The following is a 26,758-nucleotide window of genomic DNA, read 5'->3' on the forward strand; positions in this document are numbered from 1 at the left end:
ATCAACTAGATGAGGCACGGCGTCGGCTCAGTGCCCAGACGAGCGCGCCCGCGAGGAGCACCGCGCAGGTCAGCCCGGCGACGTGCACGACGAGCGACGGCATTCCGTTCTCGGGGAGCAGGAAGCCGTAGGGCACCCACCCGTCGGTCGCTCCGCGGACGAGCACGACGACGACCCAGACGATCGGGTAGGGCAGGACCACCCACAGCCGGCGCCAGGAGAGCGGTCCGCGGTCGGCGACGACGATCCAGTCGAGGAGGACGAGCGCGGGGAGCACCACATGCAGGACGGCGCTGACCCAGGGCGGAGCCGTCCCGGTACCGGGTACGAGGGTGTTGTAGATCACGGCGACGACGATCGAGTAGGCCGTCGCCGCGCCGCGGACGTAGCTCAGCCACACCGGCGTCGGACGGCGGGCGAGCGCGACCGATCCGGCGACGATGAGCACCGCGCTCGCGAGCAGGCTGGTCTGGTTCGTGAAGTAGCCGAAGTAGTCGAACGGATTCGGGTCGCCGGCCACGATGCTCAGCGCGTAGGTGTGGAGGATCACCGCGACCGCGGCTGCACCGACCGCGATGCGCGCTACACCCACGAATGGGCGGGTCGGTGCCGGGGAACTCATCGGGTCAGCCTAGGAGCCGTCGGGCTTCCTGCTGGCCCGCGCCAGACGTTCCCCTTCCCGAACCGTGCTGAGCATTTCAGGCCGAGACGCGACCACGAGGAAAGTGGTGACGTCGCTCAGCCTGAGCCGGTGGGGACGTTCTCGAAAGTGCGCAGCACGGTCGCGGTCGCGGCATGCCTAGTGGTCATGACGGGATGCACGGCGCAGCCTGCACCGTCGGCCCCGCCTCTGGCGACGAACTCGGACGACGGCTTCACCTCCCCGCTGACCGGCGACCTAGGCGTAGCGACGTTCACCGGGAGCGACGGGACCACCGGCGCCGTCCAGTTGAGCGCGGCGGACGGCCGGCTGGCCCTGACATCCGACGAGCTCGTCATCCCCACCGCGTCTTCCGGTTCCGTAGCGGTCATGGGAGCGCTCGATCCGATCGACGCGGATACCACCTGTTTCGACGTCGATTTCCCGATGCGTCTCGCGGACGCGGAGTCAGGGAAGCCCTACAAAGCGTGGCGGAACCTCGCAGAGTTCCATGGCGACCCGACAGCGATCAATCAACTCGTTCTCACGACCCGCCCGCAGGACGACCCCGACTGCTCAACCAAAATCCTCGCCATCGCTGACGTCCAGTGGAACGTGGAGCCGCAGCGCAGCACCCTCGTGGCCCGGGACGCCGGCCCACGTGCAGCAGCGCGTGGCGAGGTGTCATCCACGGACGGAGTGCCGACGTCGTACACGGTCGCTCGCAACGACCTCGCAGAGGACGTCGCGGCACGATTCGGCATGACGGCCGATGACCTGTTCTACCTCAACCCGTTCCGCTTCCCTTCGGACGAGATTCTGCGCGTCGGTGAAGAGCTGAACCTCACTGTCGCGGCGCGATGACCTCCCCCCGCGGGTACTCGATACCGGGCCTGGCGTTCCGGCTCTTGATCAATCCTTCGGAGTGCAGTGCATGATGTCCCGATGAACGTTGGAGAGCCCCCGCAACCGAGTGCAGCGACGCCCATCGTTCTCGCCTTGGTCTTCGGCGGTCTTGCAGCCGCCCTGGGAGCCGTAGCCTCCATTTACATGTGGGACCCGAGCGAGACGTGCAGGACCCGCGGCGGAGGCAGCCTGACGGGAGAGGGGTTCCTCTGGAACCCGCTGTGCTCAGATGGTTCAACCGTTCAGCCGATATGGATGACGTTGTCGACTGCTGCGGCGTTGATCGTGGCCGTGACATGCGTCGTCATTGCGGCCAGCCGTCAAGTTGAACGTGACGGACAGGAAATTGCGTCGCCCGACGTTCTGCACGACTACTCGCGCCAGACCCTGCCGGAGGACAACGGGCTCCGCAAGCTGGGCGATGAGTGGTGAGAGATGGCAACTCCGGGGGGGGGGGGGCACCCTCCCGATGAGCGTTAGACAGTCTCCTCGGCCGGATCACGCGATCCCCCTCGTTTTCACCGTGATCTTCACCGTTTTCGCCGCCGCTCTCGGGTTGATGTCCTCTCTCTACATGTGGGATCCGGCAGAGGCGTGCGAGGTTCGTGGAAGCTACTCCAGCTCCGAGAGCTTCCTGTGGAATCCGCTGTGCGTGGACGGTTCGGCTGTCCAACCGCTGTGGATGACGGTGGCTGGCGCTGCCGCATTGATCGGTGCCGGCGTCTGCGTCGTCCTCGCGATCGCTTTTCGAGTGCTCAACCACGAGCGGGAAGTCCCGCCGCCCGTCGTCTCGCACTGGGAGTGAGCAGTCAAAGGTAGATTCGCCGGATGACGACGACTCGGACCTCCCACTCGACTCTCGCCCTGCTGCTCGCCGTTCCGGTGTTCGCGCTCGTCGGTTGCGCCGGTTCGACGGCGGGGGCTCCGGCATCGACGTCGGCCGCCGCGCCGGCGTCGACCGCGACCGCCGCCCCGACGTCCGCCCCGGCTACTCCGGCGGCGACCGCGACTGCGGGTGCGGCGGCGGCTGGTCCGGTGTGGCCGGCGGACCCATGCCGGGACACGCAGCTCACGGTCACGGTGGAGGACCGGCCCGAGCTTTCCGGGGCGGGCCAGGAAGGGTTCGCGATCGTGCTCACGAACGCCTCGGATCAGGCGTGCTCGTACTTCGGGTGGCCGGGCGTTCTGATGCTCGGCGCCGATGGGACGCAGCTCACCACCGCCGGCACGTTGGGTGCGGAAGCGTTCCCGGGGGCTCTCGCTCCGGGTGAGTCGGCGCAGGCGGAGGGCCAGCTCTCGGCGGTCGGCGCATACGACTGCACGCCGACGACCGCGACGACCGTCCGGGTGCTCGTCACCTCGGACGGCGCCGGACCGGGAATCGACACGCCCTCCGATTTCCAGGTCTGCGGCGGGGACGGTCGCAGTGACTTCACGACCGGGCCGCTCATGCCGGTGTCCTGACTCTTCTGAGTCCCGGCTGCAGTCATGGATGGGTTCGAGGGTGGAGACAGCTTCGTGCTGTTCCTGGTTCTAGGTGCCCTTCCCTTCCTCCTTCTGGTCGCCGTGGTTTCGGTCGTCACGATCGGCATCCTTCAATGGATCGGAGGGCGGGGGCGGCCCCGTCCGTAGACTGAGTGCAACCACCCCTTCGGCACGGCGCCGACCGGAACTCAAATGAGTAAATGAAGCAATGAGCACATGGGTGTGGAGTTGATCGCTTTGTGGCGGCAGTCTTTGATCGCTCCTTGACGTCGCGCTACGCGTGCGTCGGATCACCGACGATTTCAGCGAGTCAGGAATTTCGCGAGAAACGTGCGGTAAATCACTGTGAGCTGCTGCAGATCGCTTACCACGACGTGTTCGTCGATCTGATGGATTGTGCTGCTGACGAGGCCGAATTCGGCGACCTCGCCATAGTGGGCGATGAATCGCGCATCGGAAGTTCCTCCGCCGGTATCCAACGAGGGAGTTCGCCCGGTCACGGATGTTACCGCCTCGGATAACAGCGCGACGTGGCTCGATCCAGCAGTGATGAAGGGGTCGCCACTTACCTCGACTAAGAGGGTGAAGTCGGTTGCGAACTCTTCTGCCGCCCGGCGGATCAAGCCCTCGAGGCTCTCGGCTGAATGAAGGTCGTTAAAGCGAATGTTCAGATGCGCGGTTGCTTCGGCGGGCACCATGTTGTTCGCCGCATTGCCGACGTCGATCGTGGTGATCTGGAGACTCGACGGCTCGAAGCACTCGGACCCCTCGTCGAGTGGTGTTGTGGCGAGTCGGTTGAGAACGCGGATGAGGCGGTGCACCGGGTTGTCGACGAGGTGGGGGTAGGCAACGTGCCCCTGGAACCCGCGCACCGTCAGGTTGGCGTTAAGGCTTCCGCGCCGTCCGATCTTGATCACGTCGCCGATCCGCTCCGGGTTCGTCGCTTCGCCGACAAGGGTGAAGTCCGGCATGTCGCCGCGATCGGCGAGCCACTCGAGCACACGCACGGTGCCACCCGTGGCCGGCCCCTCTTCGTCTCCGGTGATCAGGAGGCTGACCGACCCAAGGTCGAGCACTTCGGGCTGCGTCTGCGAGACCGCTGCGAGGAAAGCGGCGATGGCGCCCTTCATATCGCTGGCACCTCGACCGATGATCGTCCCGTCGCGGAGTGTCGCATCGAAGGGGTCGGAGCTCCACTCGTTAGAGCCTGGGGGAACGACATCGGTGTGACCGGCGAAGCACAGGTGCGGTCCGTCGATTCCTCGGCGGGCGTAGAGATTCGGGGTGCCATCGAAGTCCAGCCGATGAACGATGAAGCCAAGGCTCTCAAGTACGCCTGCCACGACATCGAGGGCTCCGTCGTCGCTCGGAGTGACCGAAGCACATCGGATCAAAGACTGCGTGAGCGCGACGGGGTCCACGGGAGCGAAACTATTCGGCACGGAGACACCGTACCTGCAACATCAACTGCATCTCGGAAAACAACAGCTTTCTGAGACGCCCGGTCGGCATCGCTGTCGCGGTGTCGGGTCCGCGCGATTCCGAGGTCGCAGATGTCTCGAAAATGCGTCTCAACAGAAACCGTCTCAGGGTCATGATTGCGAGGAGTTTGTGAGTCACACTGGTCGAGTGAGACTTCTTGGATACACCCGCGTGAGCACATCGAGTCAGGATGCGCAGTTGCAGCTTGACGCGCTGGTGGCTGTCGGCGTTCAAAAGCGCGACGTGTTCGCTGATGTCACCTCCGGGAGCAAGACCGCGATCGAGCGCCGAGGGATGAAGAAGCTCCTCGAGCATGCAGAGTCCGGTGACACCGTGGTCGTGTGGCGAGTTGATCGGCTTGGCCGCTCCTTGATGGACGTCCTGAACACGGTGAACCTGCTGCGTGACCGCGGCATCCACGTCCGGTCTATCTCTGATGGCATCGATCCGGCGACGTCGACGGGCCGGCTGATGCTCAACATGCTGGCCACCCTCGCCGAGTACGAGCGCGAACTGATCGTCGAGCGGGTGAATGCGGGGATCGCAGCGGCGCGGCAGAACGGCACACGCTTCGGCCGCCCACTGTCCGATCCTGCAGTAATCGCCGACAAGCTCGCCATCGCCTCCGATGCTCGAGCGAAGGGCCGCACCGCCGAAGACGCAGCACGACTCGTTGGCTGGAGTCGCGCCACCCTCTACCGTCACCAGCAAGCCCTCGCCGGCCGCGAGAGCACCGCCATGTAGCAAATGCCATGGACGGTGACGAGCGGTGGCGAATTCTCCGACTTCACGTCGAAGATCAGATACCCCTCGCCGCCCTCGCACGAGACATCGGCATCGGCCTCCGCACACTACAGCGCTGGCATCAGCTCTACCGAGAAAGCGGCGTCACTGCTCTCGATCCGCACCAGCGATCGGACGCTGGTGTACGTCGAACGCCGCCTGAGCTCGTGGCGTTCATCGAACGACTGGCTTTGAGCAGGCCGCGACCAGCGCTGACCACGCTGCACCGCCTAGCAAGCGCTGAAGCAGATCATCATGGCCTGTCGGCGCCGAGCTACGCCACCGTCAGGGAAATCGTGCAAGCTCTAGACCCGGCGCTCGTAACACTCGCGTTGGAAGGACCGGCCGCCTATCGAGACAAGCACGAGCTGGTGTTTCGCCGACGCGCCGAACGTCCCAACCACATGTCGCAGGCGGATCACACCGAACTCGACATCCTCATCATGGGCACCGGGGGCGCGCCCGATCTGCCGTGGCTGACGATCGTGATGGACGACTATTCGCGCGCGATCTGCGGCTACATCGTCTTCGCCGGGGCACCGTCCGCGATGAACACAGCACTTGCTCTCCGTCAGGCGATCTGGAGAAAGCCCGACCCGACGTGGGCTATGTGCGGGATACCTGACGTTCTCCACGTCGACCACGGCTCCGACTTCACCAGCCACCACCTCGAGCGCACCGCCATCGAGCTGCGCATCCGCATCATCCATTCCATCGTCGGCAGACCCCAGGGCCGCGGCAAGATCGAACGCTTCTTCCGCACCATCAACACCGAACTCCTCGCTACCCTCCCGGGGCACCTCGGGCCCGGCAGCAGAAGCCCCCACCCAGTACTTGATTTGGCGGCCCTCGACCAGGCGATCGGCGCCTTCGTCAGGACCTACAACGAGCGCCCGCATAGCGAGCTCGAAGCCTCTCCGCGAGACGCATGGGTTGCTGACGGCTGGCTCCCGCGTATGCCTGACGGCCTCGAACAGCTCGATGGGCTTCTTCTCACTGTTCCGAAGAATCGCGTCGTGCAGCGCGATGGCGTTCACTTCCAGGGCCAGCGCTACCTCGCCCCGACGCTCGCACCCTTCGTCGGGCACACCGTCACGATTCGATATGACCCACGTGACGTCTCAGAGATCCGGGTCTACGACCGCGACACCTTCGTCTGTGTTGCCGTCGACGAAGCTCACCCCAACCTCCGACTCAGCCTCCGCGACATCGAAGCCGCCCGCCGCGCCCGCCGACGACAACTCCGGCACGTCATCAACGACCGCATTCCCACCGCCACCGTCCGGGAGGAGCCGCACAGCGTCGCGCCCGTTCCCCATCGGCGTCGGCTACGCACCTATGAAGAGGACGAGTGATGAACCAGGCCTTCATCGTGACCAAAGAGCACCGACGCTTCACCGAGTTCGCCAACGCCGTCCGCAAGGAACGAACCATCGGCATCTGTCACGGTGATGCTGGTGTCGGCAAGACCAACTCCGCCCGCCGCTATGCGAACTGGGACGCTCTCGAGCCCTACATCAACGAATGGGGCCCGCGAGGAGATCACGACGCCAAGCACTACGCCCTCGCCAACCGATCCCGCACCGTGTTCTACACACCCGAAGTACTCTGCCGACCCAAAGACCTCATGCACGACATCGACCATTGGCAAATCAAAGTCGGCCTCTGCGCCGACGAACATCTGCGCTCCCTCGAACCTGACCCGCCTTTCAAAGCACGACCAGTGGCTAACCTCGTCGAGCTACTCATCATCGACGAAGCCGAACGACTCACACCCACCGCACTCGAGCTGCTCCGCGACCGACACGACCGCGAACACCTCTCCATAATTCTGATCGGCATGCCCGGCATCGACCAACGCTTCCGCCACTACCCGCAGCTCTACAGCCGCCTCGGCTTCTCCCACCATTACCGCGCCCTCGGTCGCGACGAACTCCTCTTCGTCCTCGACCGCCACTGGAAGCGCCTCGGCCGCACCCTCGACCCCGACGACTTCACCGACGCCCAAGCCATCGCCTCCATCGAACGCATCACCCGCGGCAACTTCCGCCTACTCGAACGACTCTTTCCGCAGATAGCCCGCGTGCTCAAGATCAACGACCTCGAAACCATTACCGACGACGTCATCGAAGCCGCTGCCAGCATCCTCGTCATCGGCAACTAGCGCCACGCAACGATCAAGAGACGCCGCCACTTAGCGATCAACTCCACAAACGCGGCGCGCCGAGCAGTGTTGTCCTATAACTTGTCACTCATTCTACGACTCGTGAAAGGGTCGGGTTCGGGGTTCTGTGACGACCGATGCTAGGCGAGGGACGATGATCTCCGTGACTTCGCTGGTGCCATTACCGGGTTTTGATTCCCAGGCCCACGTCTCCTTCATTCGAAGCAGCCCAGTTGGGTCGAGAACAATCTCGGAGACGCAGGATCCCGTCGAGGTCTCGCCGTCCTCGTTGAGCTGGCAGTAGCGGAACGCCACCGTGTCACCGGTTCGAGTGCCGACAAGGAATCCCCGCCGGACTGCGCCGCCGGCGTAGGTGGCCCACACCTCGCCGTCCGCTTCGTGGTAGTCGAAGACAGTCTCAGGTCCTACTTCGCCGCCGACTGTGTCGCGGACAGCCGCGAAGCGGTAACCGTCAAGAGAGGGCAATGAGCTCGATGCGTTCATAGGAAAAGACTAGGGACGAAGTGACGGCAACTCCGGGGCAGGGGATCTACCGGGTCCAGTGCAACATCTCCGGCGAGGAAGATCATGCGCGAGCCGGCGGGAACTGTCGCGGCGTACGCATACTGCGCTGCGCCGGAGAGGCTGTTGGAGCGGATGAGGCTCACTACTGAAGTCACTGGCGTCACGCTCCGCTGTCGTCGGCCCAACGAGTCTTCCACGGCCGGGCACCAGATCGGCCCGGTGAACCATCCCGATACGGGACGGTGCCGGCCCCGCCTGCCGGTTGCAAGTAGACAAAGGCGCGGTCTTGAGTACGGTGGCGCCGTGAAACGAACAGGCGAGGGAATGGCGGGACGGCATTGCGCCGCTACGGCGCTCATTGCTGCTGGCGCACTGATGCTCGCCGCGTGCTCAGGTTCACCAGCTCCGGAGGGTGATCCGATCCGGGCAGCTCGCGCGTTGCGCGACGCGCCGCTGATCGTGCAGGAAGGCAACGCTGCCGATACCTGCGGAGAGTTCGTGCTTGATCAAACCGAGCTCGTGCCCATCAACGCGGTCGCATGCCTCGACACGGCAGCAGCAGCGGGCGAGGAGGCGGAGCTCGCCTGGAGTTCTCTCACGGATGAAGGGGATCCCGTCGTCTCTTTCGCCTACACGGCACCCTGGAACGCAGGGATCGTCTTCTCTCTGACAAACGAATACAACTCCTACGCGGATGATCACGGTTGGACCACCGGCCTCTGCCCGGACGCAACCACCGCAACCTCCGATTTCAGCCCCGAGACGTGCCCCGGTCCTGTGGAGGGATGAGTCCACGCGGACGACGAAGATGGCCCGCTCAACCATCCCCTTACGGAACACATGATCGTGGAGTGCTGAACGTTCTGATTCATGGCGTGTTCACCGACGTGCCGGACCATGATGCTCATGGAAACACGAGAACTGGCATGGGGCATTCTGGCGTGGCCTGCCGTTGCGGTCCTCGCGCTGGTGCGAACCGCGGGCAGCTGGGATGTATCGGGCGGGTCCGCAGCAGGGCTCATCGCGGGCACGGCAGCTGCGTTCACTGTCGCGGGCGCACTCCTATGGCTTCCCTCGAGTCTCTGGCTCGACCGGCGGACACGCCGCACCCCGCGCGTCGGGCGGGCGGCCGCGTTCCTGTGTATGGGACTCGTGATCGGCGCCGCCGCCTCCCTCGCGCTGGTACTCGCGTCGGGAAACGCGACCTGGCCCTCCTCCGCGGGCCTCATCACGGAATACGCAGTCACGGCAGGAATCGCTTCCCTCCTCGGCTGGCTCCTCGCCGCCACCCTTCGTGCGAAGAAGCTGCCGATCGTTCAGACGGCGGCGAATCGCGTGAACCGCTGAACGATCCGGGTCGTCGATCGATCAGCGTGCCAGCAGCAGTCCGGCCAAGCCGATGACGACCGGCACCACGGCAAAGGCCAGGAAGAGGTAGGAGAGCACGAGTCCCACCGTCGACTCCCAGCGAGGACCGACGTGTCGTCGCGCCTGATGACCGACGAGGACGCCGGCCAGCGGGAGAAGGTACTGCAGCGTGGTCGCGACTCCGATGACCAGGGGATCGCCCACCCAAAGGTGGGCCACCGCCAGGTATCCGACGGCGTAGGACACGACGGCGAGAACGCCCAGCACGAACGCAGCCCGCGTCCACCCTCGTCCGCTCCGCCGCGCGGTACCCGTCTCCTTCATCACACTCATACCTCCACTGTACGAATCGCTCCTCGCGCATGCCCGCCCCTCGGAGCATGTGCCGGTCCTTCGCCCGACGTCTCGTTCGGTGACACGACCACGCCTCGGCGAGCTGCTGTCCAGCGTCAGCCGGCGAGCCGGCGTCCACAACGAGGACGCGACTCGGATTCGGAACATGTCCGATGGCTGCCTCGATAGCCTCAGCGCATGAAGATCCGAGCCGGTTCGCCTGACGATCGCGGGCCCTGCATCGACCTCTGGCTGGAGGCACTCAGAGCACGAGACGGATGCAGTCAGGACGACGCGGTCGCCGAGAGGGCTCGAGCGAAGTTCCACCGGCCTCTCGTTCGGTTCGCCGTCATCGGCTCGGATCCCCTCGGGTTCGCTCTCACCGTCGACACGGGCGATGGTCCGGGCCGACACAGTGCGCTGCTCGAACTGCTCGCCGTCGCACCGAGCGAGACAGGGCGCGGGCTCGGCCGGACACTGCTCGACGACGCGGTCCAGTCCGCCTCTCAGCTCGGCTACCTCGTCCTGAAGCTGCACGTCCGCGCCGGAAACGATCGGGCGGAAGGGCTTTACAAGGCGTCCGGCTTCGAGCCTCACGGGGATCCCGCGCCGCATCCGCTCGGTGGTCATCCGATGATCGAGTACGCGCGGACTCTGACTCACGTCAGCAACTGAGGACCTCCGGCCACCGATCCCCGTGCGGGCCACCTCGCGCGACCGGATCACATGCGCACTCAACGCTGGTCGAGCGGTCGGGTCATGGCAACCTCATCCCATGAGCGTGAGCGACGGACAGGCCTGTGCCCCACGGGACCTCGACGTGTTCACCGACCGACTCCGACTGTGCCGGCCCGCCGAGACCGACCTGGACGAGCTGTTCCGCCTCTACACCGATCCGCGGATCGCGGAAGAGGATCCGCTCCTCCTCCATCTCTCCGCCGATCAGACCCGGGCCGTGATCGCGTATCGAAGGACCCAGTGGACACGGGACGGACTCAGCAGCTGGGTGATCCGCCGGCGCGACTCCCCCATCGACAGCCGTGATCTGATCGGAATGGGTGGATGCACTCTGCTCTCCGATGCAGCCTGGAATGTGGCGTTCACCCTCCACCCCGACCACTGGAGCAAGGGCTACGCGCAGGAGGTCGCCCTCGCCGGCATCGAACTCGCCCACCGCCTCCGACCGGAGCTGCCCATCACCGCGGTCGTCGCAGAACGCAACGCACGCTCCCGCCGCACCATCGAGCGACTCGGCCTCGCGCTCAGATGGGAGGGTCCGGACGCGCACAGCCCAGACCCGACCGCACGAGTCGTGCTCTTCGCCGACCGCCAGCTCTCCGCTGAACAGGTCCGCCGGCTCACCGGCTGAACCCGATCGCCGATCGGCTCATCCGCCAGCTCAGCGAGAGCTCCCCTCACGGGCAGCGAGTCGGCACCGCCGGTGAGCATGGCGATCCTCCGCTGCGGGAACTGCAAGCGAAGCCGACCTGTCGGTCCACCAGCCGGCGCCTCCCCCTCCCCGCTCCTCGATCCCCGACCGCAGGGCAACGAGACACGACGACGCTGCGCTCGGGAGCCCACCGGCAACTCCTTGAAGGGGCACGGCCGTCCGTCGCCGGACGGATTCACGTCCACCTCTTGTTCATTCCGGCTTCGTTGTCCGGCGCCGTCGGCTGCCCTAGCGTTCGGCAGGTGGACACCAGGAGATCGACCTCGACCGGCTCTAGCTCCGTTGTGTCCTGGGTCGCTCTCGCGTCAACCGGCGTCGCCGCCGCGACACTCTGGATCGCGGACGCCGTCTGGTACGGGATCCCCGAGTCGGGTGGCCCGGGAGTCAGTCTGCTCTTCATCGGCGGATGGGGTCTTCTCACGTGCGCCGCCCTGCTCACGGTCGGCGTGCTCATCCATCTGGCGCCCTCCGCGCTGAGCCGCCACGGAAAACGCCCCGTCGAGTTCGTGCTGCCGAGCGCCGCACTCGTCCTCATCGCGGGGATCCTGCTCGCGCATCCGCTGGCGGGCAGCGCTTTCGCCTGACCCTCACCGGCATCGACCCTCGAAAATGTCTCGGCGCCTCCGGGCCCTCTCGTCAACGGGCTCTGGTGGCTTCACAATTACAGCGAGGGGTGCAACCGTTCGGGTCGGTGCACCCCTCGCTGCCGGTTGGCCGAACGCGCGCCAACCTCGAACGACCAGCAGCCAGGGATCGCCGATCGAGCGGTCACAGCCTAGATTTTCTAGACGGTCTAACTAAGTCCCCTTTGCGGGTGAGGTGGATCGTGCAGGCGATGCTGGTGCTTCGGCTGACCGCGGGCGCCGAGTTGGGAGCGGAGCGATCCGATTTCGAGGTCGATCACTCCTGGTACGGGTCGAAGCGGTGGGCGGGGCGGGGTGCGGTGGTCGTGGTGGTCATGGTCGGGCCTTCCTGTGCAGCAGTGGGAGAAGAGGAGGGGCGGGGACCGGCGCGAGCCGGTCCCCGCCGGGTGGGCTAGCTGAGCCCTGCGGCGTCGGTGGGGGTGCTGTCGCCGGTGACGACCTGCTCGACCGGGGAGAGCGCGTATCCCCAGGCCGCGAGCTGGCGGAAGTGCTCGGCCGTGCGCTCGTCGCCTCGACGCCAGGACTCCTTGCTCGTGTGCGCCTCCTGCCCTCCGAGCACGACGGCCAGCGCGACCAGGCGGGCCTTCGCGGGGTTCGCCTCGACCAGCGCCGCGAGGGCGTCGACGCGGTAGCCGGAGGGACGCTCGATGCGCAGCAGCGCGTGCGCGAGATCGCTGCCGTTGCTCATCCCCGACGACACCGCGAACCGGTGCGCGGTGAGGCCGAGAGCGATGACGCGATCCGCGTCCTTGGGGAGGGTCTTGCGGGCGAGGAACGTCGCGATCCCCTCGCGGCGCACCTTCTCGGCCGCGTTCCACGCCTTGTTGTTGGCGATGAGCACCTTCCGCTCCGCGGACTTCTCGGCATGCTCCTCCTCGGCCTCCTCCACGGTCTGCGGCTGCTCGGGGGCTCCGTAGGCGTAGGTGAATCCGGCGGCGGTCGGGTCCTGAACCAGGAGAGTGACCTCGACCTCACCGCGCCAGCTGGTGTCGATGAGCACTCCGCGGCCGGGAACGGCCGCGACTTGCTCGGGGGTGACGCTCTTGCCGTCCTCGCCGCGCAGCTGCCGGATGGGCGTCCACGTCGCCTGGTCGCCGTAGGCGTCGGAGCGGGTGAGGGTCTGGAATCCGTTGCCGGTGTACTCGGCGGCGGTCGCCGCGAGGAGCGCCTGGTGCGCGGCCTCGTCGCGGAGGGTCTGCGCGGTGTGCTCGAACTGCGCCGGGTCGTGGGTGGCGACCTCGATCAGGGTCGCGCGGGCGTCGGCGTCGTCCTCGAACTCCAACAGCACCGCCGCCTGGTCCAGGGTCAGCTCGTGCTCGTGCAGAACGGATGTGACGGTCGCGGACTCCGCGACCGCGAGGCCCTTCTACACCGCGTCGGTCTTGGTGCCGGTGCGCTTGGCGATCGCTGCGGCGGACACGCCCTCGAACGCGAGCTGCGCCCACGCGGCGGTGCGGTCCGCGACGCTCAGCTCGGCGCGCTGGTCGTTCTCGATGATCTGCTGAACGATCCGGTACTTCCGGGCCGCCAGCAATCAGTCAGGTGGACGAACCGGTCGTCAGGTCGGCCCCCTACGCGCACCAGTCGCGCGAGCGCCCGTTGACACTGCGCGCGGTGTCGCCGGTGCCGAGGTCGACGAGCACGGTCGAGGTCGCGCTGAAGCCCGGCTCGCCCGGGTAGTCGTCCGGCCTGCCCTCGACCGAGACGGTCTCGACGGCGAGGTACTGCCCGTTCGGCGAGAGGCAGACGCCGCGGATGCGCCCCGTCGGCGAGGTGCGGAACACCTCCGAGGTGCCGGACGCGTCGACGCGGACGACGGAGTACTGGGTCGCCCCCGTCTCCGGCGCGTACTCGGCCTCGAGCTCGACGTAGCTCCCGGAGTCGAGGAGCAGGATCTGCACGGGCGACGCGGTCGCGCTCACGTCCGCCGGGGGGAGGGCGAGCGTCTCGACCGAGCCGTCGGCCAGGTCGATCAGCGAGCCCGACTCCGGATCGGCGACCACGAGCCGGTTCGCGCCGGGCACGAATCCGCGCAGCTCCGCGTGCTGCCCGAGCGGGCTGATCGAGCCGGGCGTCAGCAGGTCGAGCAGGAGCACCGTGTCGTCGAGCGAGTGGGTGACGACGGAGGTGGTGCCGGGCACGAACATCCAGTCGCGCGCCCGCAGCGGCCCGCCGTCGATCCCGACCACGGGGACCGCCTCGGCCTTCTGGTCGGTGAGGTCGTAGGAGTAGAGGGCGCGGTCGAGCGGGCCCGACGGCGCCTGCCCGGTGAAGGTCCAGCCGAGCACGCCCTTCTCGGGCGAGGAGTGCAGCTCGCGCACGGTCCCGGGGCCGGGCAGCGGAATGACGCCCTCGGAGCCGGTGTCGAGCGTGACCGTGCGGAGGAGGTTCGTGTCGTCCGGCTCGATGGTCACGACGACCAGCACCGGGCCGACGACGGCGTAGTCCTGGATCCGGTCGGCCGTGACGAGGACCCGGGCGTCGCCTCCGGAGAGCGGGCGGACGCGGACGGCGTCGGGCTGCGAGGGGTCGTCGGCGGTGCGATCGAGGGTGAAGAGGTCGGGGTCCTTCGTGGTGAAGAAGGCGGAGACGTCGGCGGCCGAGCCGGTCGCGGCGCTGCGGGCGTCGTCGATCCCGATCTCGTAGCGGGTGGCGTAGCGGAGGGTGTCGGTGAAGGTGACGGTGAGCACGCCGCCGTCGAGCTCGGCGGTGTGCGGGGCGTCCGGAGCGACGCGGACGCGGTCGAGTGCGTCGGGCTCGAGAGCCTGGTCGAGGTGCAGGCGGGCGCGGGAGCCGTCGCGCTCGACCACGCCGTCGGTGCTGACCTCGAGGGAGGCGACCCGGGGCCCCTTCGCGACGGTGGCGGCGGTCAGGCCTCCGACCGCGAGGACGAGCACCGCGACGACCGCCCAGAACAGGCGGGGGAAGCGGGAGGCGCCTGCGGAGTCAAGGCCGGGAGCGCGCCGCGCGCCGCCTTCGGACCGTCGCCCGCTCTGCGCCGACGTGCCGCCGCCGGGAGACGCGCCGGGCTCGAGAGACGCGCCGCGCTCAGGAGACGCGCCGCGCTCAGGATTCGCGTCGCGCTCAGTAGACATACGGCATCGCCGGCTCGTCGATCGGAGTGACCGCCTCCGGCTCCAGCACGACCGCCTCGGCGCTGGTGACGCTCGGGTTCGCGCCGAAGCCGCCGCTCGCCTCCAGCCACTGCCCCTCCGACCAGGTGTCGGCCCAGCCGGCCTGGTAGACCGGCACGCCCACCGGCTGCGCGTCCACCGCGCAGCAGGTGACGACGAAGCGGGCGATGTAGAAGACGTTCTCGGGGTCGGAGGCGTCGGGGGTCACGAATCCGCTCACCGTCGCCGTGCGGCCGGCGAGGAACTGCTCGCTCGCGCCCTGACGCAGCAGGGTCGCCCAGTCGCGCACGCTGAAGGAGGCCGTGTCGCCGGTGGGCGCCGCGGCGGTCACGGAGGCGTCGACGGCGCTGGTGTTGACCTCGCGCTGCGTCGCGGTCGAGGCGGTGAGGGCGGCCGGCGGGAGCACGAGCAGGGCGACGGCGGCGGAGGCGATCACCGCGACTCCGGCCGCGACCGCGACCACCCGGCGCCAGGGGCGGGCGGGCGCGGGGGCGTGGAGGTGCTCGACGTCGTCATCGTGCGCGTGCGCGTCCTCCTCCGCTCCCGGCACCACCGCGAACGCCGCGATCAGCAGCACGCCGGCGATCACCGCGAGCACCACCGAGAACTCGAAGTAGCGGGGGTGGATGTAGAGGCCGAGTCGGCCGGTCGCCGCGAGCCACAGGGTCGAGACGACGCCGATCAGGCTGAGGACGACGCCCTTCCAGCGGGCGAGGAGGCGCTCAGAGCGCATAGTTCACCGCCAGTCCCAGCACGGCCGCGGCGAGGGCGACCAGCACGGTGACGCGCACCAGCGTCGCGGCCGAGAACGTGGTGCGGAGCAGCGCGAGCATCTTGACGTCGATCATCGGGCCGAAGACGAGGAACGCGATGATGCCTCCCGGCAGGAACGTGGAGCCGAACGAGAGCACGAAGAACGCGTCGACGTTCGAGCAGATCGAGATGACGAAGGCGAGCACCATCAGCGCCAGCACCGACCAGAGCGGGTCGCCGCCGAGCGTGGTCAGCACGTCGCGCGAGACGCCGACCTGGATCAGCCCCGCGATGGCGGCGCCGACGAACAGCGCCGGCATCATCGCCCCGGTCTCCTCGGCGAACAGCAGCACGCTGCGCCGAGAGCGGTCGCGGAGGGAGCGGGAGGGCCGCTCGCTCGCCTCGCACGCCGCGCGGAAGCGGTCGGTGAGCAGGCTCATCGGCTCGGAGTGGCGGCTGAAGATCCAGCCGACGAGGTTCGCGATCGCGAAGCCGCCGACGATGCGCCAGACGAGGATCCCGTCGGCCCAGCCGAAGGCCTGGTAGGTCGTGACGATGGTGATCGGATTCACGATCGGCGCGGCCAGGAGGAACGTCATCGACTCCGACACCGAGAGGCCCTTGACGATCAGCCCGCGCGCGAGCGGCACGTTGCCGCACTCGCAGACCGGGAGGAGCACGCCGAGCAGCGAGATCACGAGCCGCCGCGGGAGCGCCCGCTTGGGCAGGATCCTCAGCAGCACGGCCTCGGGCACCCACAGCTGCACCGCGATCGAGAGGACGATGCCGAGGAACACGAACGGCAGCGACTCGATGACGACGCTGATCGAGAGGGTGAGGAAGTCGCGCACCGCGTCCGAGAGGGCGTCGCCCGCCGCGTCCGGGGCGAGCAGGCGCGTCGCCACGAGGACGGCGACCAGGGCGAGCCCGAGGAGCGGCCCGCGCCGCGACCGCCGGGCGCCCGGGGACGCGCGGGTCGGGGCGGCGAGCGCGGATTCGGGGGACATCCCGACCCATCGTAGGCGGGGGTCCTGCGCAAGCCGGGGCGGGGCGCGGCTGCGACGTACCCGGCGAGTGTGAGCCCGGCCGCGCGAGGTCCGGCCGCCCGCGAGTGTCCGATGGTCGTCGCACTCGCGCTCGAGTGCGACGACTTCTGGACACTCGGTGCGAGGGCGGGCGCCGAGGGTCGCGGGAGGCGGGCGCGGCACTCGCGCAGAAGCCCTCCGGGTGCAGGATGAGCGCATGCCCGCCTCCCCCGCGCACCCCCTCCGCGTGCGGATGCAGCCGCGCGCGATCGACGAGGCGCACCGCGTCTCGAGTCCGCTCGAGCTGCTCGTCGACCTGACCTTCGTCGTCGCGATCGCGCAGATCGCCCAGCAGCTCGCACACGCCACCGAGGAGGGGCACCTCGCCGAGGGGCTCCTCCCCTTCGGCATGGTGTTCTTCGCCATCTGGTGGGCGTGGATGAACTTCACCTGGTTCGCCTCCGGGTACGACACCGACGACGTGCCCTACCGGCTGCTGACCCTCGCCCAGATGGGCGGCGTCCTGGTGCTCGCGGCGGGAGTGCCGGCCGGCTTCGAGGACGGCGACTACCGGGCGATCACCATCGGCTACGCGATCATGCGGTTCGCGCTGGTGAGCCAGTGGATCCGCGTCGCCGTGTCCACTCCGGAGCACCGCACCTCCGCCGTGCGCAACGCCGTCGGCTTCTCGATCGTGCAGGTCGGCTGGCTGCTGCGGCTGCTCCTGCCCGAGGAGGTCGGGGTGGTGAGCTTCCTGCTCCTGGTCGCCTGCGAGCTGGCCGTGCCCCTCTGGGCGCAGCGGGCGGGCGACGCGAACTGGCATCCGCACCACGTCGCCGAGCGGTACGGGCTGTTCACGATCATCCTGCTCGGCGAGGGCGTCCTCGCGGCGGTGATGGGCGTGCAGCGGGCGGTGACGGAGGCGGGCGTCAGCACCTCGCTCGTGCTGGTCGCGGCCTGCGGGCTGGTGATCGTGTTCGCGCTGTGGTGGCTGTCGTTCTCGCATCCCTCCGGCGAGCTGCTGGAGCGGCGGCGCGGCCTCTCCTACCGCTGGGGCTACGCGCACTTCGCGGCGTTCGCGGCCCTCGCGGCGCTGGGATCCGGGCTGGAGGCGGCCGTCGCCGCGACCGCGGGCCACCTCGAGGCGTCCGACACGGTGATCGGCGCGGCCGTCGCGGTGCCGGTCGCGGTCTTCGTCCTGACCCTGTGGGCGGTGCACGCGCCGCTCGGCGAGCACCAGCCGATGCCCGCGCGCCTGGCGCTCCCCGGTGTCGCGCTGGCGCTCGCGACTCCGCTCGTGGCGGGGACGCTCGGCGTGGGCGGGGTGCTGGTCGCGCTGGCCGCGGTCTCGGCGGGGCTGGTCGCCGCGGTGGTGGGGCGCGGGCGCACCGCGGAGTGACGGGGTCGGCGGGCGAGGCGCGTCGCCGTCGCGAGAGGCGCGTCCGGCACCTCGAGACACCGCCCTCGTCGGCGAGACGCCGGCCTGGCGGCGGTGTCCCGGCGTGAGCGGAACGCCTCGACGACCGCACTGCGGCAGCGGCTACCCCCGGCGCGGCAGCGGCTCCGGGCGGCGGGGCACCCAGCAGCGGACGCGCGAGCGGTAGCGCTCGAAGTCGGCGCCGAAGCGGGCGGCGAGGTCCGCCTCCTCCAGCGGGCGCACGGCCTGGTTCCAGACGACGGCGCCGAGGAGTGCGTACAGCACGACCAGCCACGACGAGAGCAGCAGCCCGACCGCCGCTCCCTGCACGATGCCGGCGACCGCCATCGGGTTGCGGACCCAGCGGTAGGGCCCGGCGATCACCAGCCGGTTGGTCATCGCGATCGGCAGCGGCGTGCCGTCGCCGAGGAGCGACATCGTGAGCCCCGACCAGATCCCGAGCGCGCTCGCCGCGACCAGCAGCAGGACGCCGGCGCCGACGACCGCGGGCGGCGCCGCTCCGAGGCCCACGCCCCAGCGCTCCTCCAGCGCGGCGATCACCAGCGGGACGACGACCAGCGCGCCACCCCAGAACACCGCGATCTGCCCGAGGGTCGCGGCGAGGTGCGATCCGGGTCGGCGGCCCGCGGTCGCGACCCGGAAGGAGAAGGGACCGGAGGCGATCCAGCGCGTGGGCACCCGGCCGAGCAGGAGCAGGCACGCCGCGACGACGGAGCCGCCCGCCGCGGCGATCATCGCGACGACGCCCCAGCCCGCCTCCCCCGTCAGGGTGGCCCAGACGGCCAGGGCGACCGCGACGAGGAGCGTCCAGGCCGTCGCGGTGACGGCCGCCCAGCGGATGCCCGTGGCGGCCAGAGCGGAGGCGCCGACGAACAGCGGGAGGTCGAGTGCCGCGACAGGGACGGGATCGAGGCTGCCGAGCGTCGCGATCCGCACGGCGGGGACGAGCGCCACGGCGACCCACCAGGCCGCGCCGCCGAGGGCCTGCACGGCGAAGTAGAGGCGTCCCCAGGGCATGGCTGCACGGTACTTCATAGCTGAACCCAAGGAACGACCCAGGGCGTTGACGGGCTCGGCGCCCTAGGCTCGGAACCAGTTCCCGCCGCCTCCACGAGAGGCGGCCCACCACGACGCCAAGGACGACGCCGATGAACCGCACGACCGTGATCACCGCACTCGCCTGCGGGCTCCTCCTCACCGCCGCCGCAGCCACTCCCGCTGTCGCCGCGACCTCGGACACCGCCGGGGACTCCACCCGCTCCGTCGACGAATTCGGCGTTCTCGCCGCGACCGACGGCGACACGCTGCTGATCAACGGGCGCGCCTTCCTCCTCGAGTAGGTCCTCCCCGCCGGGCACGGCCGCGAGGACGCCACTCGCGGCGCCGGCCTCCTGATCCGCCGCTGCGTCGACGTCGACGCCGCCGCGGCCGTATTCCTGGTGACGACGGTGCACGGCTTCTCCGGGCCCGAGATCCTGCCCGCCTACCGCGAGGCGCTGCGGCACCCGCGCACCGAGCACCTGGTGTCGATCTCGGACAGCGACCGCTCCCCCGAGCTCGACTACGCGGCGACGGTGCACCACGGGATCGACGTGGACGGCTTCCCCGCCGGATCCGGAGGAGAGGACCTCGTGATCCTCGGCCGGATCCACCCCGACAAGGGCACGGCGGAGGCGGTCCGGATCGCCGCCGCGGCCGGGCGGCGACTCGTGATCTGCGGCATCGTCCAGGACGAGCGCTACTGGCGCGAGGAGGTCGAGCCGCTCGTCGACGGGACTCGCGTCGTCTACCGCGGCTCGGTCGGGCCGGAGGAGCGCGCCCTCGTGCTCGGCGGGGCGCTCGCGCTCCTGCATCCGATCGGCTTCGACGAGCCGTTCGGCCTCTCCGTCGTCGAGGCGATGGCGTGCGGGACGCCGGTGATCGCGTACCGCCGCGGATCCATGGCCGAGATCATCGACGAGGGCGTCACCGGGTTCGCGGTGTCGTCACGGGAGGAGGCGGTCGCCGCGGTCGAGCGGGTCGGGCTCCTCGACCGCGCGGCCGTGCGAGAGACGGCGCGCCGCCGCTTCGCGGTGGATCGGATGGTCGACGAGTACCTGGTGGTGTACGCGGGAGTGCTGGGGCGCTGACGCCGGCCTCGCGTCGGCATCGGATGCTCGCGTGACTCCCGGCCCTCTCACCGAGTCGCCCGGGAGGGCTCGTTCTCGATGCGGAGAACGAGCCCTCCCGGGCGACTCAGCGATGCTGATAGGAAGAGGCCGTGCCTCGACCTCATCTCTTCGTCACCCGCGGAAGCCTCCTCCACTTCGCCTGCGACGCGTGGCTCCTGCCGACGGACCGCTTCCTCTCGTTCACCGACTTCTGGCGCGGGGTCCCGCAGCTGGAGGATCGCGCACGCGCCGCGCTGACTCCGGAGTTCTCGGACGGCCGACAGGCGGCACTGCCGCTCGCGCCGCGCGACGGCGAGCCCACTCCCGTCCTCACCGCCGTCCCCGATCACGCCGTGCGCGACGCCGAAGACAGCGAAGGACTCGCCGACATCGCCCGCCGCCTCCGGGCCTTCGTCGAGGTCGCCGCGCGGACGGCGACGAGGGATCGGCGCACGAGGCGGCCGCTGCCGCTCCTGGCCGTGCCGCTCTTCGCGACGGCGGGAGGCGGATCAGGGACCCTCCGCGACGCCGTGCTCGCCCAGCAGCTCCGCGTGCTGCGGGAGGCCGCCGAGGCGTTCCAGGTCGACATCGCGATCGTCACCCTCCGCGCCGACGTCCACGCCTTCGCCCAGTCCAGGCGGCGACTCGATCCCGCGACGTCCTGGCTCGAGCTGGAGGCTCCGGCCCTCGAGGAGGCGCAGAGCCTCGCCGAGCGCGCCCGGCGCCGCCGGCTCGTGCCCTTCCTCGGCGCCGGGACCAGCGTCAGCGCCGGCGGCCCCTCCTGGGACGGACTGCTCGAGGAGCTCGGCCGCGAGATCGGGCTCGACTCCGAGACGTCCGCGGTCCTCAGCGGGAAGAACGTGCTCGACCAGGCGTCCTACCTCGCGACGCTCTTCGACGAGGAGCAGCCCGGACGGTTCGCCGAGGCCGTCGCCCGTGAGATCGGATCCCTCGAGCGGTACGGTCTCGCTCCGGCGCTCCTCACCGCGATCGACTCCGAGCAGGCCATCACGCTCAACTACGACCGCCTCTTCGAGACGGCGTCCGAGGACGCGGGCGTCCCCCGCGCCGTCATCCCCGGCGACCACGAGGGCGACCACGAGCGCTGGCTGCTCAAGCTCCACGGCACCGTCGACGACCCGTCCTCGATCGTCCTCACCCGCGACGACTACCTCGGCTTCGACTCCTCCCGCCGCGCACTCTCCTCGATCGTGAAGGCCACCCTCGCGACCCGGCACCTGCTCTTCGTCGGCTTCGGCCTCACCGACGACCACTTCCACGAGATCGTCCACGACGTCCGCCGCGCGTTCCCCTCCTCCGCCTCGGGAACGCTCGCGACCGCGCTCACCCTCTTCGCCGACCCGCTCGACGAGCGCCTCTGGCAGGGGAGGCTGCGGCTCGTGCCGATGCTGCCGGTGCCCCGCGATCCGTCCCGCGTCGGCGAGGCCGCACGCGTCCTCGAGATCTTCCTCGACGCCCTCGCCGCCTTCGCGACGGACGCTCACTCGTACCTCCTCGCGCGGGGGCACGAGAGCGCGATGACGGCCGCAGAGCTGCGGCTGCGGGAGCGGCTCATCGCGCTGCTGCGGGAAACGACGGCGGAGGAACGGGCGACCGGAGCGTGGCAGGAGGTCGCGGGGATGAGTGAGCGGCTGGGTGGGGACGGGCGCTAGCTCGGACAGCGCTCGTCCCTCGAGGGCCGAACGGCCGAGCCGGCGGTCGTCGGCGAGTCCTGCGCGGATGGACCAAGGACCAGCGGATCGACTGATCGCGGGCGAGAGGTCACCGACCTCCCGCCCGGCACCGCTCAGACGGCGTCGTGGAGCTCGACGTTGTCCTGATACTCGAAGTGCGTCTGGACACGATCCGAGACGTCGATGTTCTGCAGCTTGCTGGACGCTGGGATGAAGCCCACCAGACCACGCTCCTCTGAGCAGCCCCATGGCGACGCCCTTGCCTGCTGCGCCCAGGGCGAGATCCGTCAGATCCCGCAACTCCTTCGACCCCCATCGGACGCGGTAGACGGGCGAGTCCGGGTAGCGGGAGTCGACGATCGACTTCCACTTGCCCCATCGGTCTCCCTCACCGTCGGTGAGGAACCCGTTAGCGACGACCACGGGGACGCCGCCCGTTCCCGGACGGAGCAGCTCGATCTGGAACGACTTGTCCTCGCTCAGGTAGGCGTTCGCGACCGATGCCCCGAGGACACCTCCCACCGCCGCTCCGACGGCCGTCACGACCGCCGTGCCGCCGGCCATGCCGAGCCCGCCCGCTGCGAGGGTGCCGCCGCCGAGCAGCGCGAGTCCGTGTGAGCTCGCCGCTGCGCCGGTGAATCCGCCGAAGACGCCGAGCGAGCCGATCGCGCCGCCGATGGCGGGAGCGGCGAGGAGAGCGACCGGCGCCGCCATCGCGAGGACAGCGATGCCGCCCACGATGATCTTGGAGGTCGCGTCGAGGTCGGGCTTCTCGTATTCGAGGAAGGCCTCGTAGTCGTGCAGCTCGCCGAAGGTCCCCTGGGCCTTCTCGAAGCCCGGGATCTCGTGCTTGTGCTCGGCGCAGAACTGGGGGACGCGCAGAGCGCCGCGCTCGCGCACCGCCATGTTGCCGCAGCCCACAGCCACGCACGGGAGCGTCGCGGATCCGCAGCCCTGGCAGACGTAGACGGGAAGCTGCTCCGCGGGACGGTTCGACTTCCGGTGCCGAGCCGTTGCTGGTAGCGAGCAGGCGCGCCTCACGACAGGGCTCCTCCGGCGCCCACAGAAGCTAACCGCGAAAGGACGGCCGAGCAGACGGGGCAGGCTGGGGACAGCTCCGCAGGTTCGTGTACACAGGGGCGTGCGAGAGCTGCCAACCTTGGTCTGCCTGACCACCAGTCGACGTCGAGTTCGCGGCCGCGTAGCTCTGTGATTTCGTCCACGCCAAACCCCCAGGCTCAACCGCCGCGAAAGGACTCTCGTGCTCTTAGAAGACCTCACCGCGACTGCGCGACTGGCCGGCATCGTGCCTGGGCGCGCCGTGACTGTGCTGGCGGCCCAGATGCATGGCTCAAACGCGGTCGAGGTTACCTATCGGGACGACAACGGCGCACTAGGCCAGGTGGTGCTGTTTCGAGACGACGAGGCGAAGATCTCACTGCACCTGGATTCGGGCCGTCCGTTCGATGCCGAACCGCGCGACTTCCGCCTGGCGGCCGAGGCACAGCGCATCATGCTCGCAGGTTTGCACGACCCAATGCTCGCGGTGGCAACGAGTGACGTGCAACCGTTGCCGCATCAGATCCGCGCGGTGTACGGCGAACTGCTGCCGCGCACGCCACTGCGGTTCTTGCTGGCGGATGACCCCGGCGCGGGCAAGACGATCATGGCCGGGCTCTACATCAAGGAGCTGATCCTTCGAGACGACGTGCGCACCTGCCTGGTGGTGGCCCCTGGTGGGCTGGTGGAGCAATGGCAAGATGAGCTCGCGCTGAAGTTCGGCCTAGAGTTCGAAATTCTCGCGCCCGGCGCGGAGAACACAGCACCAGGCAAGAGTGTGTTCGAACAGAAGCGGCTGCTGATTGCGCGGATGGATCAGCTCGCCCGCAACGAGGTGCTGCTAGAACAGGTGGAGCAGGCAGAGTTCGATCTGGTCGTTGTGGACGAGGCTCACCGGATGAGCGCGTCGTGGTTCAGCGGGGAGCTGAAGCCATCAAGGCGTTTCCAGCTCGGCGAACTTCTGAGCGAGCGCGCCCGGCACTTCCTGCTGATGACGGCGACCCCGCACAACGGCAAGGAGGAGGACTTCCAGACCTTCCTCTCGCTGCTCGACCGCGATCGTTTCGCCGGTCCCGGTGACCGTCACGCCCAAACCGGCACAGCCGATGGGCTGATGAGGCGCATGGTGAAGGAAAAGCTGGTTACCTTTGAGGGGCGGCCGCTGTTCCCCGAGCGAATCGCGGAGACCGCTGCGTACCGTCTGTCGCCAGACGAGCAGTTCCTCTACGAGGAGGTCACCGAGTACGTCCGAAACGGGATGAACCTGGCCGACCGACTGGAGGGCAAAAGGAGAAACACGGTGGGCTTCGCCCTCACCGTGCTCCAACGTCGTCTCGCGTCGAGCCCCGAGGCGATCTTCGAATCACTGCGCCGGCGGACCGAACGGCTAGAACGCACCCGCACCGAATTGCTCGACGGCGTTTTCGAAGCTCCGCCGCGCGAAGCCCTCCTATCCCTACTTGGTGACGATCAAGCCAGCGGCCACTTCGACACTGACGAACTCGACGCCGCCGAGTTGGAGGAGGCCGAGGAGGAACTCGTCGACGCGGCGACCGCAGCGCGCACCGCAGTCGAGTTGGAGACCGAAATCGCCGATCTTCGAAGACTGACCGAGTACGCGCGGAGGCTGCTGGACTCGCAGCAGGACGTGAAATGGCGCGAACTGCGTGGAGTGATCGAGAGCCAAGTGCTCACGACACCCGCGGGCAAGCCGCGCAAGCTCATCGTTTTCACCGAGCACCGCGACACTCTGAACTATCTGGAGCGTCGCATCACGCAGCTGCTTGGCAGACGCGAGGCCGTGGTCTCCATCCACGGCGCAGTGCCCCGCTACGAACGCCGCCGAGTCACGGCCGAGTTCACGTCGAACCCCGAGGTGCAGATCCTCGTCGCTACCGACGCCGCCGGAGAGGGATTGAACCTTCAGGCCGCGCACCTGATGGTCAACTACGACCTGCCATGGAACCCAAACCGCATAGAGCAGCGGTTCGGCCGAATTCATCGCATCGGGCAAACCGAGGTGTGCCGCCTATGGAACCTCGTTGCCGAGGACACCCGCGAGGGCGAGGTGTTCATTCGCCTGCTCGAGAAAATTGAGGAACAGCGCGCCGCCTACGGTGGCGAAATCTTCAATGTGCTCGGCACCTCGCTCGGCGACTTGTCGCTTTCCCGCGTGCTGCGCGACGCGATCCGCTACGGCGAGCAGCCCGACGTGAAAGCGAAAATGTGGGAGGTCATCGACGAAGGCGTTTCCGCTGGGCTCCAAGAACTGCTTAACGATGAAGCCCTCGCGAGCGAAGCCCTCGCACCCCTCGAATTGGAGGTACTACGCCGCCAGATGGAGGACGCGAGGGCCAAACGCCTTCAGCCGCACTTCATCCGCGATGCCTTCCTAGAGGCCTTCAACCGGGCAGGCGGGCGCATCGAGCGACGCGAGAAGGGCCGCTATGAGATCACCCATGTCCCCGCGACCATTCGTGAACGCGCGGGGCGCGCACCCGTCGCACGCCGCTACGAGCGGATCACCTTTGACACCGCGACTATTGACGTGCAGGACACCGCCCGCGCCGAACTGCTCGCTCCCGGCCACCCGTTGCACGACTCGACGCTCCAGCTCGTCATCGACCACTATGGCCCGGTGCTCGACCGCGGCACTGTGCTCACCTCGGACGCGGTGAACGAGCCGACCCTGCTCGTCGGCGTGCTTAACGAAGTCCGCGATTCCACCGGACAGACTGTCAGCAAGCGATTCGGGTACTCCTTCGTCGACGCCGACGGCATCGTGCGCGAGGCCGGCACCGCCCCCTACCTTGACCACGCCTCCGCCGACGAACTACTGCGCGTCGCGGGCATGAGCCTGCCGTGGCTCACCCAGCGGGAGAAAGATGCCGTCTCTTGGGTGATTGCCGAGCAACTCCCCGTATTTGCTGCCGACGTAACGACCCGTCGCACGCACGAGTACGAGCGCGTCCGCGAGCGCGTCGCCATCCGACTAACGCGCGAGGTCAACCGCCTGTACACCGAGGCACTGAAAACCGACGCGGACGCCGCCGCCGGCAAAAAGGTGCGCTACTCCGCCGAAACGCTTCGCCGCCGCGCCGAGGAGCTGGAACAGCGCCGCGAAACTCGGCTCGCGATCATCGAGCGGCAGCTCGCCATGTCACCTGTCACCCCGCGCATCACCGCCATCGCTCTCATCATGCCCGCAACCGTCAAGCCTGGGGCGCCCAACAACGCGGCAGCAAGCGCCCTTGCCCGCGCGGCGATCGAACGCCGGGGCGTCGACGCCGTGCTCGCCGCCGAGCGCGCCCTGGGCCGTTCGCCCGAAGAGCAGGCGCACGATAACCCCGGCTTCGACGTGCTCTCTCAATCTGCGGAAGGGGCAGGCATCCGCATCGAGGTCAAGGCCCGCGTCGAAGGGTCCCCCACGTTCACCATCACCCGTACCGAGGTGCTCACCGCACTCAACGCTGCGCCTGACCACCGGCTCGCCCTTGTGCGCGTAAGCGCCCACGGCCCCCAGCACGACCAAGTGCATTACATCGGCAACGCCTTCAAGGGCGTCGAACCCGCTTGGCTCACCGACTTTGATGTCGTGTCCCAAAACCTCTCCTGGAACGACTGGTGGGCACGCGGCGGGGAACCGTTCTAAGGCGACGTTCCCGCAAACCCACCCGCAGCTCGCACAGCCTCAGGCCATGTCGGTCGTCTCTAACCCCGCCGGT

General features: G+C 68.6%; 27 protein-coding genes. 17 read left to right on the forward strand and 10 right to left on the reverse strand.

All coding sequences use genetic code 11. The annotated features are described in order from the left end of the window. Window position 1 precedes the first annotated feature (1 nt). On the reverse strand, window positions 2-622 hold the full coding sequence (locus C5D09_RS09875; RefSeq protein ID WP_104269208.1) for a Pr6Pr family membrane protein: 621 nt from the start codon (window positions 620-622) through the stop codon (window positions 2-4). Window positions 623-751: 129 nt separating this feature from the next. Between C5D09_RS09875 and C5D09_RS09880 the strand changes: the two genes are divergently transcribed. From C5D09_RS09880 to C5D09_RS09895, 4 genes are all read left to right on the forward strand, one after another. Beyond that, window positions 752-1,504, forward strand: coding sequence for a LysM domain-containing protein (locus C5D09_RS09880; RefSeq protein ID WP_104269209.1), 753 nt, complete (start codon window positions 752-754; stop codon window positions 1,502-1,504). Between the two features lie 297 nt (window positions 1,505-1,801). Further along, window positions 1,802-1,978: a hypothetical protein gene (locus C5D09_RS17505; protein WP_181027276.1), complete on the forward strand. Its 177-nt coding sequence runs from the start codon at window positions 1,802-1,804 to the stop codon at window positions 1,976-1,978. Between the two features lie 91 nt (window positions 1,979-2,069). Beyond that, the gene (locus tag C5D09_RS09890) at window positions 2,070-2,351 is read left to right on the forward strand and encodes a hypothetical protein (RefSeq protein WP_104223367.1); all 282 of its coding nucleotides are present in this window, start codon (window positions 2,070-2,072) and stop codon (window positions 2,349-2,351) included. Window positions 2,352-2,374: 23 nt separating this feature from the next. Further along, a complete protein-coding gene (locus tag C5D09_RS09895) occupies window positions 2,375-3,010 on the forward strand; it encodes a DUF4232 domain-containing protein (protein ID WP_104269211.1) in 636 nt (211 codons plus the stop codon). A gap of 323 nt (window positions 3,011-3,333) precedes the next feature. On the opposite strand, the gene dapE is transcribed toward C5D09_RS09895, so the two are convergent. After that, window positions 3,334-4,452 carry a succinyl-diaminopimelate desuccinylase gene (dapE, locus tag C5D09_RS09900; protein ID WP_219812919.1) on the reverse strand — a complete coding sequence of 373 codons (1,119 nt, stop codon included), beginning with the start codon at window positions 4,450-4,452 and terminating at the stop codon, window positions 3,334-3,336. A 208-nt stretch (window positions 4,453-4,660) separates the two neighbouring features. Here dapE and C5D09_RS09905 point away from each other — a divergent pair, with 208 nt between their 5' ends. The 3 genes from C5D09_RS09905 to C5D09_RS09915 are packed head-to-tail and all read left to right on the forward strand — an operon-like array spanning window position 4,661 to window position 7,460. Next, window positions 4,661-5,257, forward strand: coding sequence for a recombinase family protein (locus C5D09_RS09905; protein WP_104223370.1), 597 nt, complete (start codon window positions 4,661-4,663; stop codon window positions 5,255-5,257). Window positions 5,258-5,265: 8 nt separating this feature from the next. Beyond that, entirely contained in the window at window positions 5,266-6,651 is a 1,386-nt protein-coding gene (locus C5D09_RS09910; protein WP_104223371.1) for a Mu transposase C-terminal domain-containing protein, read from the forward strand. Further along, on the forward strand, window positions 6,651-7,460 hold the full coding sequence (locus C5D09_RS09915) for an AAA family ATPase (protein ID WP_104223372.1): 810 nt from the start codon (window positions 6,651-6,653) through the stop codon (window positions 7,458-7,460). Before C5D09_RS09910 ends, C5D09_RS09915 begins: the two co-directional genes overlap by 1 nt. 93 nt (window positions 7,461-7,553) lie before the next feature. On the opposite strand, the gene C5D09_RS09920 is transcribed toward C5D09_RS09915, so the two are convergent. Then, window positions 7,554-7,964: a hypothetical protein gene (locus C5D09_RS09920; RefSeq protein WP_104223373.1), complete on the reverse strand. Its 411-nt coding sequence runs from the start codon at window positions 7,962-7,964 to the stop codon at window positions 7,554-7,556. A 324-nt stretch (window positions 7,965-8,288) separates the two neighbouring features. Here C5D09_RS09920 and C5D09_RS17135 point away from each other — a divergent pair, with 324 nt between their 5' ends. Together C5D09_RS17135 and C5D09_RS17140 are read left to right on the forward strand one after the other, a co-directional pair. Then, window positions 8,289-8,774, forward strand: a complete 486-nt coding sequence (locus C5D09_RS17135; protein WP_146076936.1) for a hypothetical protein — start codon at window positions 8,289-8,291, stop codon at window positions 8,772-8,774. A gap of 117 nt (window positions 8,775-8,891) precedes the next feature. Then, on the forward strand, window positions 8,892-9,332 hold the full coding sequence (locus C5D09_RS17140; protein WP_146085626.1) for a hypothetical protein: 441 nt from the start codon (window positions 8,892-8,894) through the stop codon (window positions 9,330-9,332). A gap of 21 nt (window positions 9,333-9,353) precedes the next feature. On the opposite strand, the gene C5D09_RS09935 is transcribed toward C5D09_RS17140, so the two are convergent. Continuing rightward, entirely contained in the window at window positions 9,354-9,686 is a 333-nt protein-coding gene (locus C5D09_RS09935; RefSeq protein ID WP_104226378.1) for a hypothetical protein, read from the reverse strand. A gap of 198 nt (window positions 9,687-9,884) precedes the next feature. Here C5D09_RS09935 and C5D09_RS09940 point away from each other — a divergent pair, with 198 nt between their 5' ends. The 3 genes from C5D09_RS09940 to C5D09_RS09950 all read left to right on the forward strand — a co-directional run bounded on the left by C5D09_RS09940 (window position 9,885) and on the right by C5D09_RS09950 (window position 11,720). Then, window positions 9,885-10,361 carry a GNAT family N-acetyltransferase gene (locus tag C5D09_RS09940; protein WP_104223376.1) on the forward strand — a complete coding sequence of 159 codons (477 nt, stop codon included), beginning with the start codon at window positions 9,885-9,887 and terminating at the stop codon, window positions 10,359-10,361. 100 nt (window positions 10,362-10,461) lie between these two features. Beyond that, window positions 10,462-11,055 carry a GNAT family N-acetyltransferase gene (locus C5D09_RS09945; protein WP_104269213.1) on the forward strand — a complete coding sequence of 198 codons (594 nt, stop codon included), beginning with the start codon at window positions 10,462-10,464 and terminating at the stop codon, window positions 11,053-11,055. A 323-nt stretch (window positions 11,056-11,378) separates the two neighbouring features. Continuing rightward, on the forward strand, window positions 11,379-11,720 hold the full coding sequence (locus tag C5D09_RS09950; protein ID WP_146081495.1) for a hypothetical protein: 342 nt from the start codon (window positions 11,379-11,381) through the stop codon (window positions 11,718-11,720). A gap of 451 nt (window positions 11,721-12,171) precedes the next feature. Here the strand turns inward: C5D09_RS09950 and C5D09_RS09955 are convergent, their stop codons facing one another. From C5D09_RS09955 to C5D09_RS09970, 5 genes are all read right to left on the reverse strand, one after another. Further along, entirely contained in the window at window positions 12,172-13,068 is an 897-nt protein-coding gene (locus C5D09_RS09955) for a hypothetical protein (protein ID WP_146085627.1), read from the reverse strand. 78 nt (window positions 13,069-13,146) lie between these two features. Further along, window positions 13,147-13,314, reverse strand: a complete 168-nt coding sequence (locus tag C5D09_RS17510; RefSeq protein WP_181135025.1) for a hypothetical protein — start codon at window positions 13,312-13,314, stop codon at window positions 13,147-13,149. Window positions 13,315-13,351: 37 nt separating this feature from the next. After that, complete coding sequence (locus tag C5D09_RS09960) at window positions 13,352-14,677, reverse strand: hypothetical protein (RefSeq protein ID WP_104269215.1); 1,326 nt, start codon at window positions 14,675-14,677, stop codon at window positions 13,352-13,354. A 187-nt stretch (window positions 14,678-14,864) separates the two neighbouring features. After that, the gene (locus C5D09_RS09965) at window positions 14,865-15,647 is read right to left on the reverse strand and encodes a TIGR03943 family putative permease subunit (protein ID WP_104269216.1); all 783 of its coding nucleotides are present in this window, start codon (window positions 15,645-15,647) and stop codon (window positions 14,865-14,867) included. Next, window positions 15,637-16,674 (reverse strand): permease, encoded by a 1,038-nt coding sequence (locus tag C5D09_RS09970; RefSeq protein ID WP_104269217.1) that lies wholly within the window; start codon window positions 16,672-16,674, stop codon window positions 15,637-15,639. Before C5D09_RS09970 ends, C5D09_RS09965 begins: the two co-directional genes overlap by 11 nt. 235 nt (window positions 16,675-16,909) lie before the next feature. Here C5D09_RS09970 and C5D09_RS09975 point away from each other — a divergent pair, with 235 nt between their 5' ends. Beyond that, the gene (locus C5D09_RS09975; RefSeq protein WP_219813064.1) at window positions 16,910-18,091 is read left to right on the forward strand and encodes a low temperature requirement protein A; all 1,182 of its coding nucleotides are present in this window, start codon (window positions 16,910-16,912) and stop codon (window positions 18,089-18,091) included. Window positions 18,092-18,232: 141 nt separating this feature from the next. Here C5D09_RS09975 and C5D09_RS09980 read toward each other — a convergent pair whose 3' ends face one another. Further along, on the reverse strand, window positions 18,233-19,147 hold the full coding sequence (locus C5D09_RS09980; protein WP_104269218.1) for an isoprenylcysteine carboxylmethyltransferase family protein: 915 nt from the start codon (window positions 19,145-19,147) through the stop codon (window positions 18,233-18,235). A gap of 131 nt (window positions 19,148-19,278) precedes the next feature. On the opposite strand from C5D09_RS09980, the gene C5D09_RS09985 reads away from it, so the two are divergent. From C5D09_RS09985 to C5D09_RS10000, 4 genes are all read left to right on the forward strand, one after another. Continuing rightward, the gene (locus tag C5D09_RS09985; protein ID WP_104223384.1) at window positions 19,279-19,470 is read left to right on the forward strand and encodes a hypothetical protein; all 192 of its coding nucleotides are present in this window, start codon (window positions 19,279-19,281) and stop codon (window positions 19,468-19,470) included. A gap of 99 nt (window positions 19,471-19,569) precedes the next feature. Next, the gene (locus C5D09_RS09990; RefSeq protein ID WP_258066969.1) at window positions 19,570-20,259 is read left to right on the forward strand and encodes a glycosyltransferase; all 690 of its coding nucleotides are present in this window, start codon (window positions 19,570-19,572) and stop codon (window positions 20,257-20,259) included. A gap of 131 nt (window positions 20,260-20,390) precedes the next feature. Next, entirely contained in the window at window positions 20,391-21,953 is a 1,563-nt protein-coding gene (locus tag C5D09_RS09995; protein ID WP_104269219.1) for an SIR2 family protein, read from the forward strand. Window positions 21,954-23,235: 1,282 nt separating this feature from the next. Then, window positions 23,236-26,685 (forward strand): helicase-related protein, encoded by a 3,450-nt coding sequence (locus C5D09_RS10000; protein WP_104269220.1) that lies wholly within the window; start codon window positions 23,236-23,238, stop codon window positions 26,683-26,685. Window positions 26,686-26,758 lie beyond the last annotated feature (73 nt).

Origin of the sequence: Rathayibacter sp. AY1C9 (genome assembly GCF_002932315.1) — a bacterium.
Lineage (GTDB): Bacteria > Actinomycetota > Actinomycetes > Actinomycetales > Microbacteriaceae > Rathayibacter.

Excerpts from the sequence above, each read along its gene's own strand:
- C5D09_RS17505 (WP_181027276.1), top strand. The coding sequence starts at position 1,802 with ATGACGTTGTCGACTGCTGCGGCGTTGATCGTGGCCGTGACATGCGTC.
- C5D09_RS17140 (WP_146085626.1), top strand. The coding sequence starts at position 8,892 with ATGGAAACACGAGAACTGGCATGGGGCATTCTGGCGTGGCCTGCCGTT.
- C5D09_RS09970 (WP_104269217.1), bottom strand. The coding sequence starts at position 16,674 with ATGTCCCCCGAATCCGCGCTCGCCGCCCCGACCCGCGCGTCCCCGGGC.
- C5D09_RS09895 (WP_104269211.1), top strand. The coding sequence starts at position 2,375 with ATGACGACGACTCGGACCTCCCACTCGACTCTCGCCCTGCTGCTCGCC.
- C5D09_RS09915 (WP_104223372.1), top strand. The coding sequence starts at position 6,651 with ATGAACCAGGCCTTCATCGTGACCAAAGAGCACCGACGCTTCACCGAG.
- C5D09_RS09975 (WP_219813064.1), top strand. The coding sequence starts at position 16,910 with ATGCCCGCCTCCCCCGCGCACCCCCTCCGCGTGCGGATGCAGCCGCGC.
- C5D09_RS09985 (WP_104223384.1), top strand. The coding sequence starts at position 19,279 with ATGAACCGCACGACCGTGATCACCGCACTCGCCTGCGGGCTCCTCCTC.
- C5D09_RS09980 (WP_104269218.1), bottom strand. The coding sequence starts at position 19,147 with ATGCCCTGGGGACGCCTCTACTTCGCCGTGCAGGCCCTCGGCGGCGCG.
- C5D09_RS09910 (WP_104223371.1), top strand. The coding sequence starts at position 5,266 with ATGGACGGTGACGAGCGGTGGCGAATTCTCCGACTTCACGTCGAAGAT.
- C5D09_RS09945 (WP_104269213.1), top strand. The coding sequence starts at position 10,462 with ATGAGCGTGAGCGACGGACAGGCCTGTGCCCCACGGGACCTCGACGTG.
- C5D09_RS09940 (WP_104223376.1), top strand. The coding sequence starts at position 9,885 with ATGAAGATCCGAGCCGGTTCGCCTGACGATCGCGGGCCCTGCATCGAC.
- C5D09_RS09875 (WP_104269208.1), bottom strand. The coding sequence starts at position 622 with ATGAGTTCCCCGGCACCGACCCGCCCATTCGTGGGTGTAGCGCGCATC.
- C5D09_RS09965 (WP_104269216.1), bottom strand. The coding sequence starts at position 15,647 with ATGCGCTCTGAGCGCCTCCTCGCCCGCTGGAAGGGCGTCGTCCTCAGC.
- C5D09_RS09920 (WP_104223373.1), bottom strand. The coding sequence starts at position 7,964 with ATGAACGCATCGAGCTCATTGCCCTCTCTTGACGGTTACCGCTTCGCG.
- C5D09_RS09935 (WP_104226378.1), bottom strand. The coding sequence starts at position 9,686 with ATGAGTGTGATGAAGGAGACGGGTACCGCGCGGCGGAGCGGACGAGGG.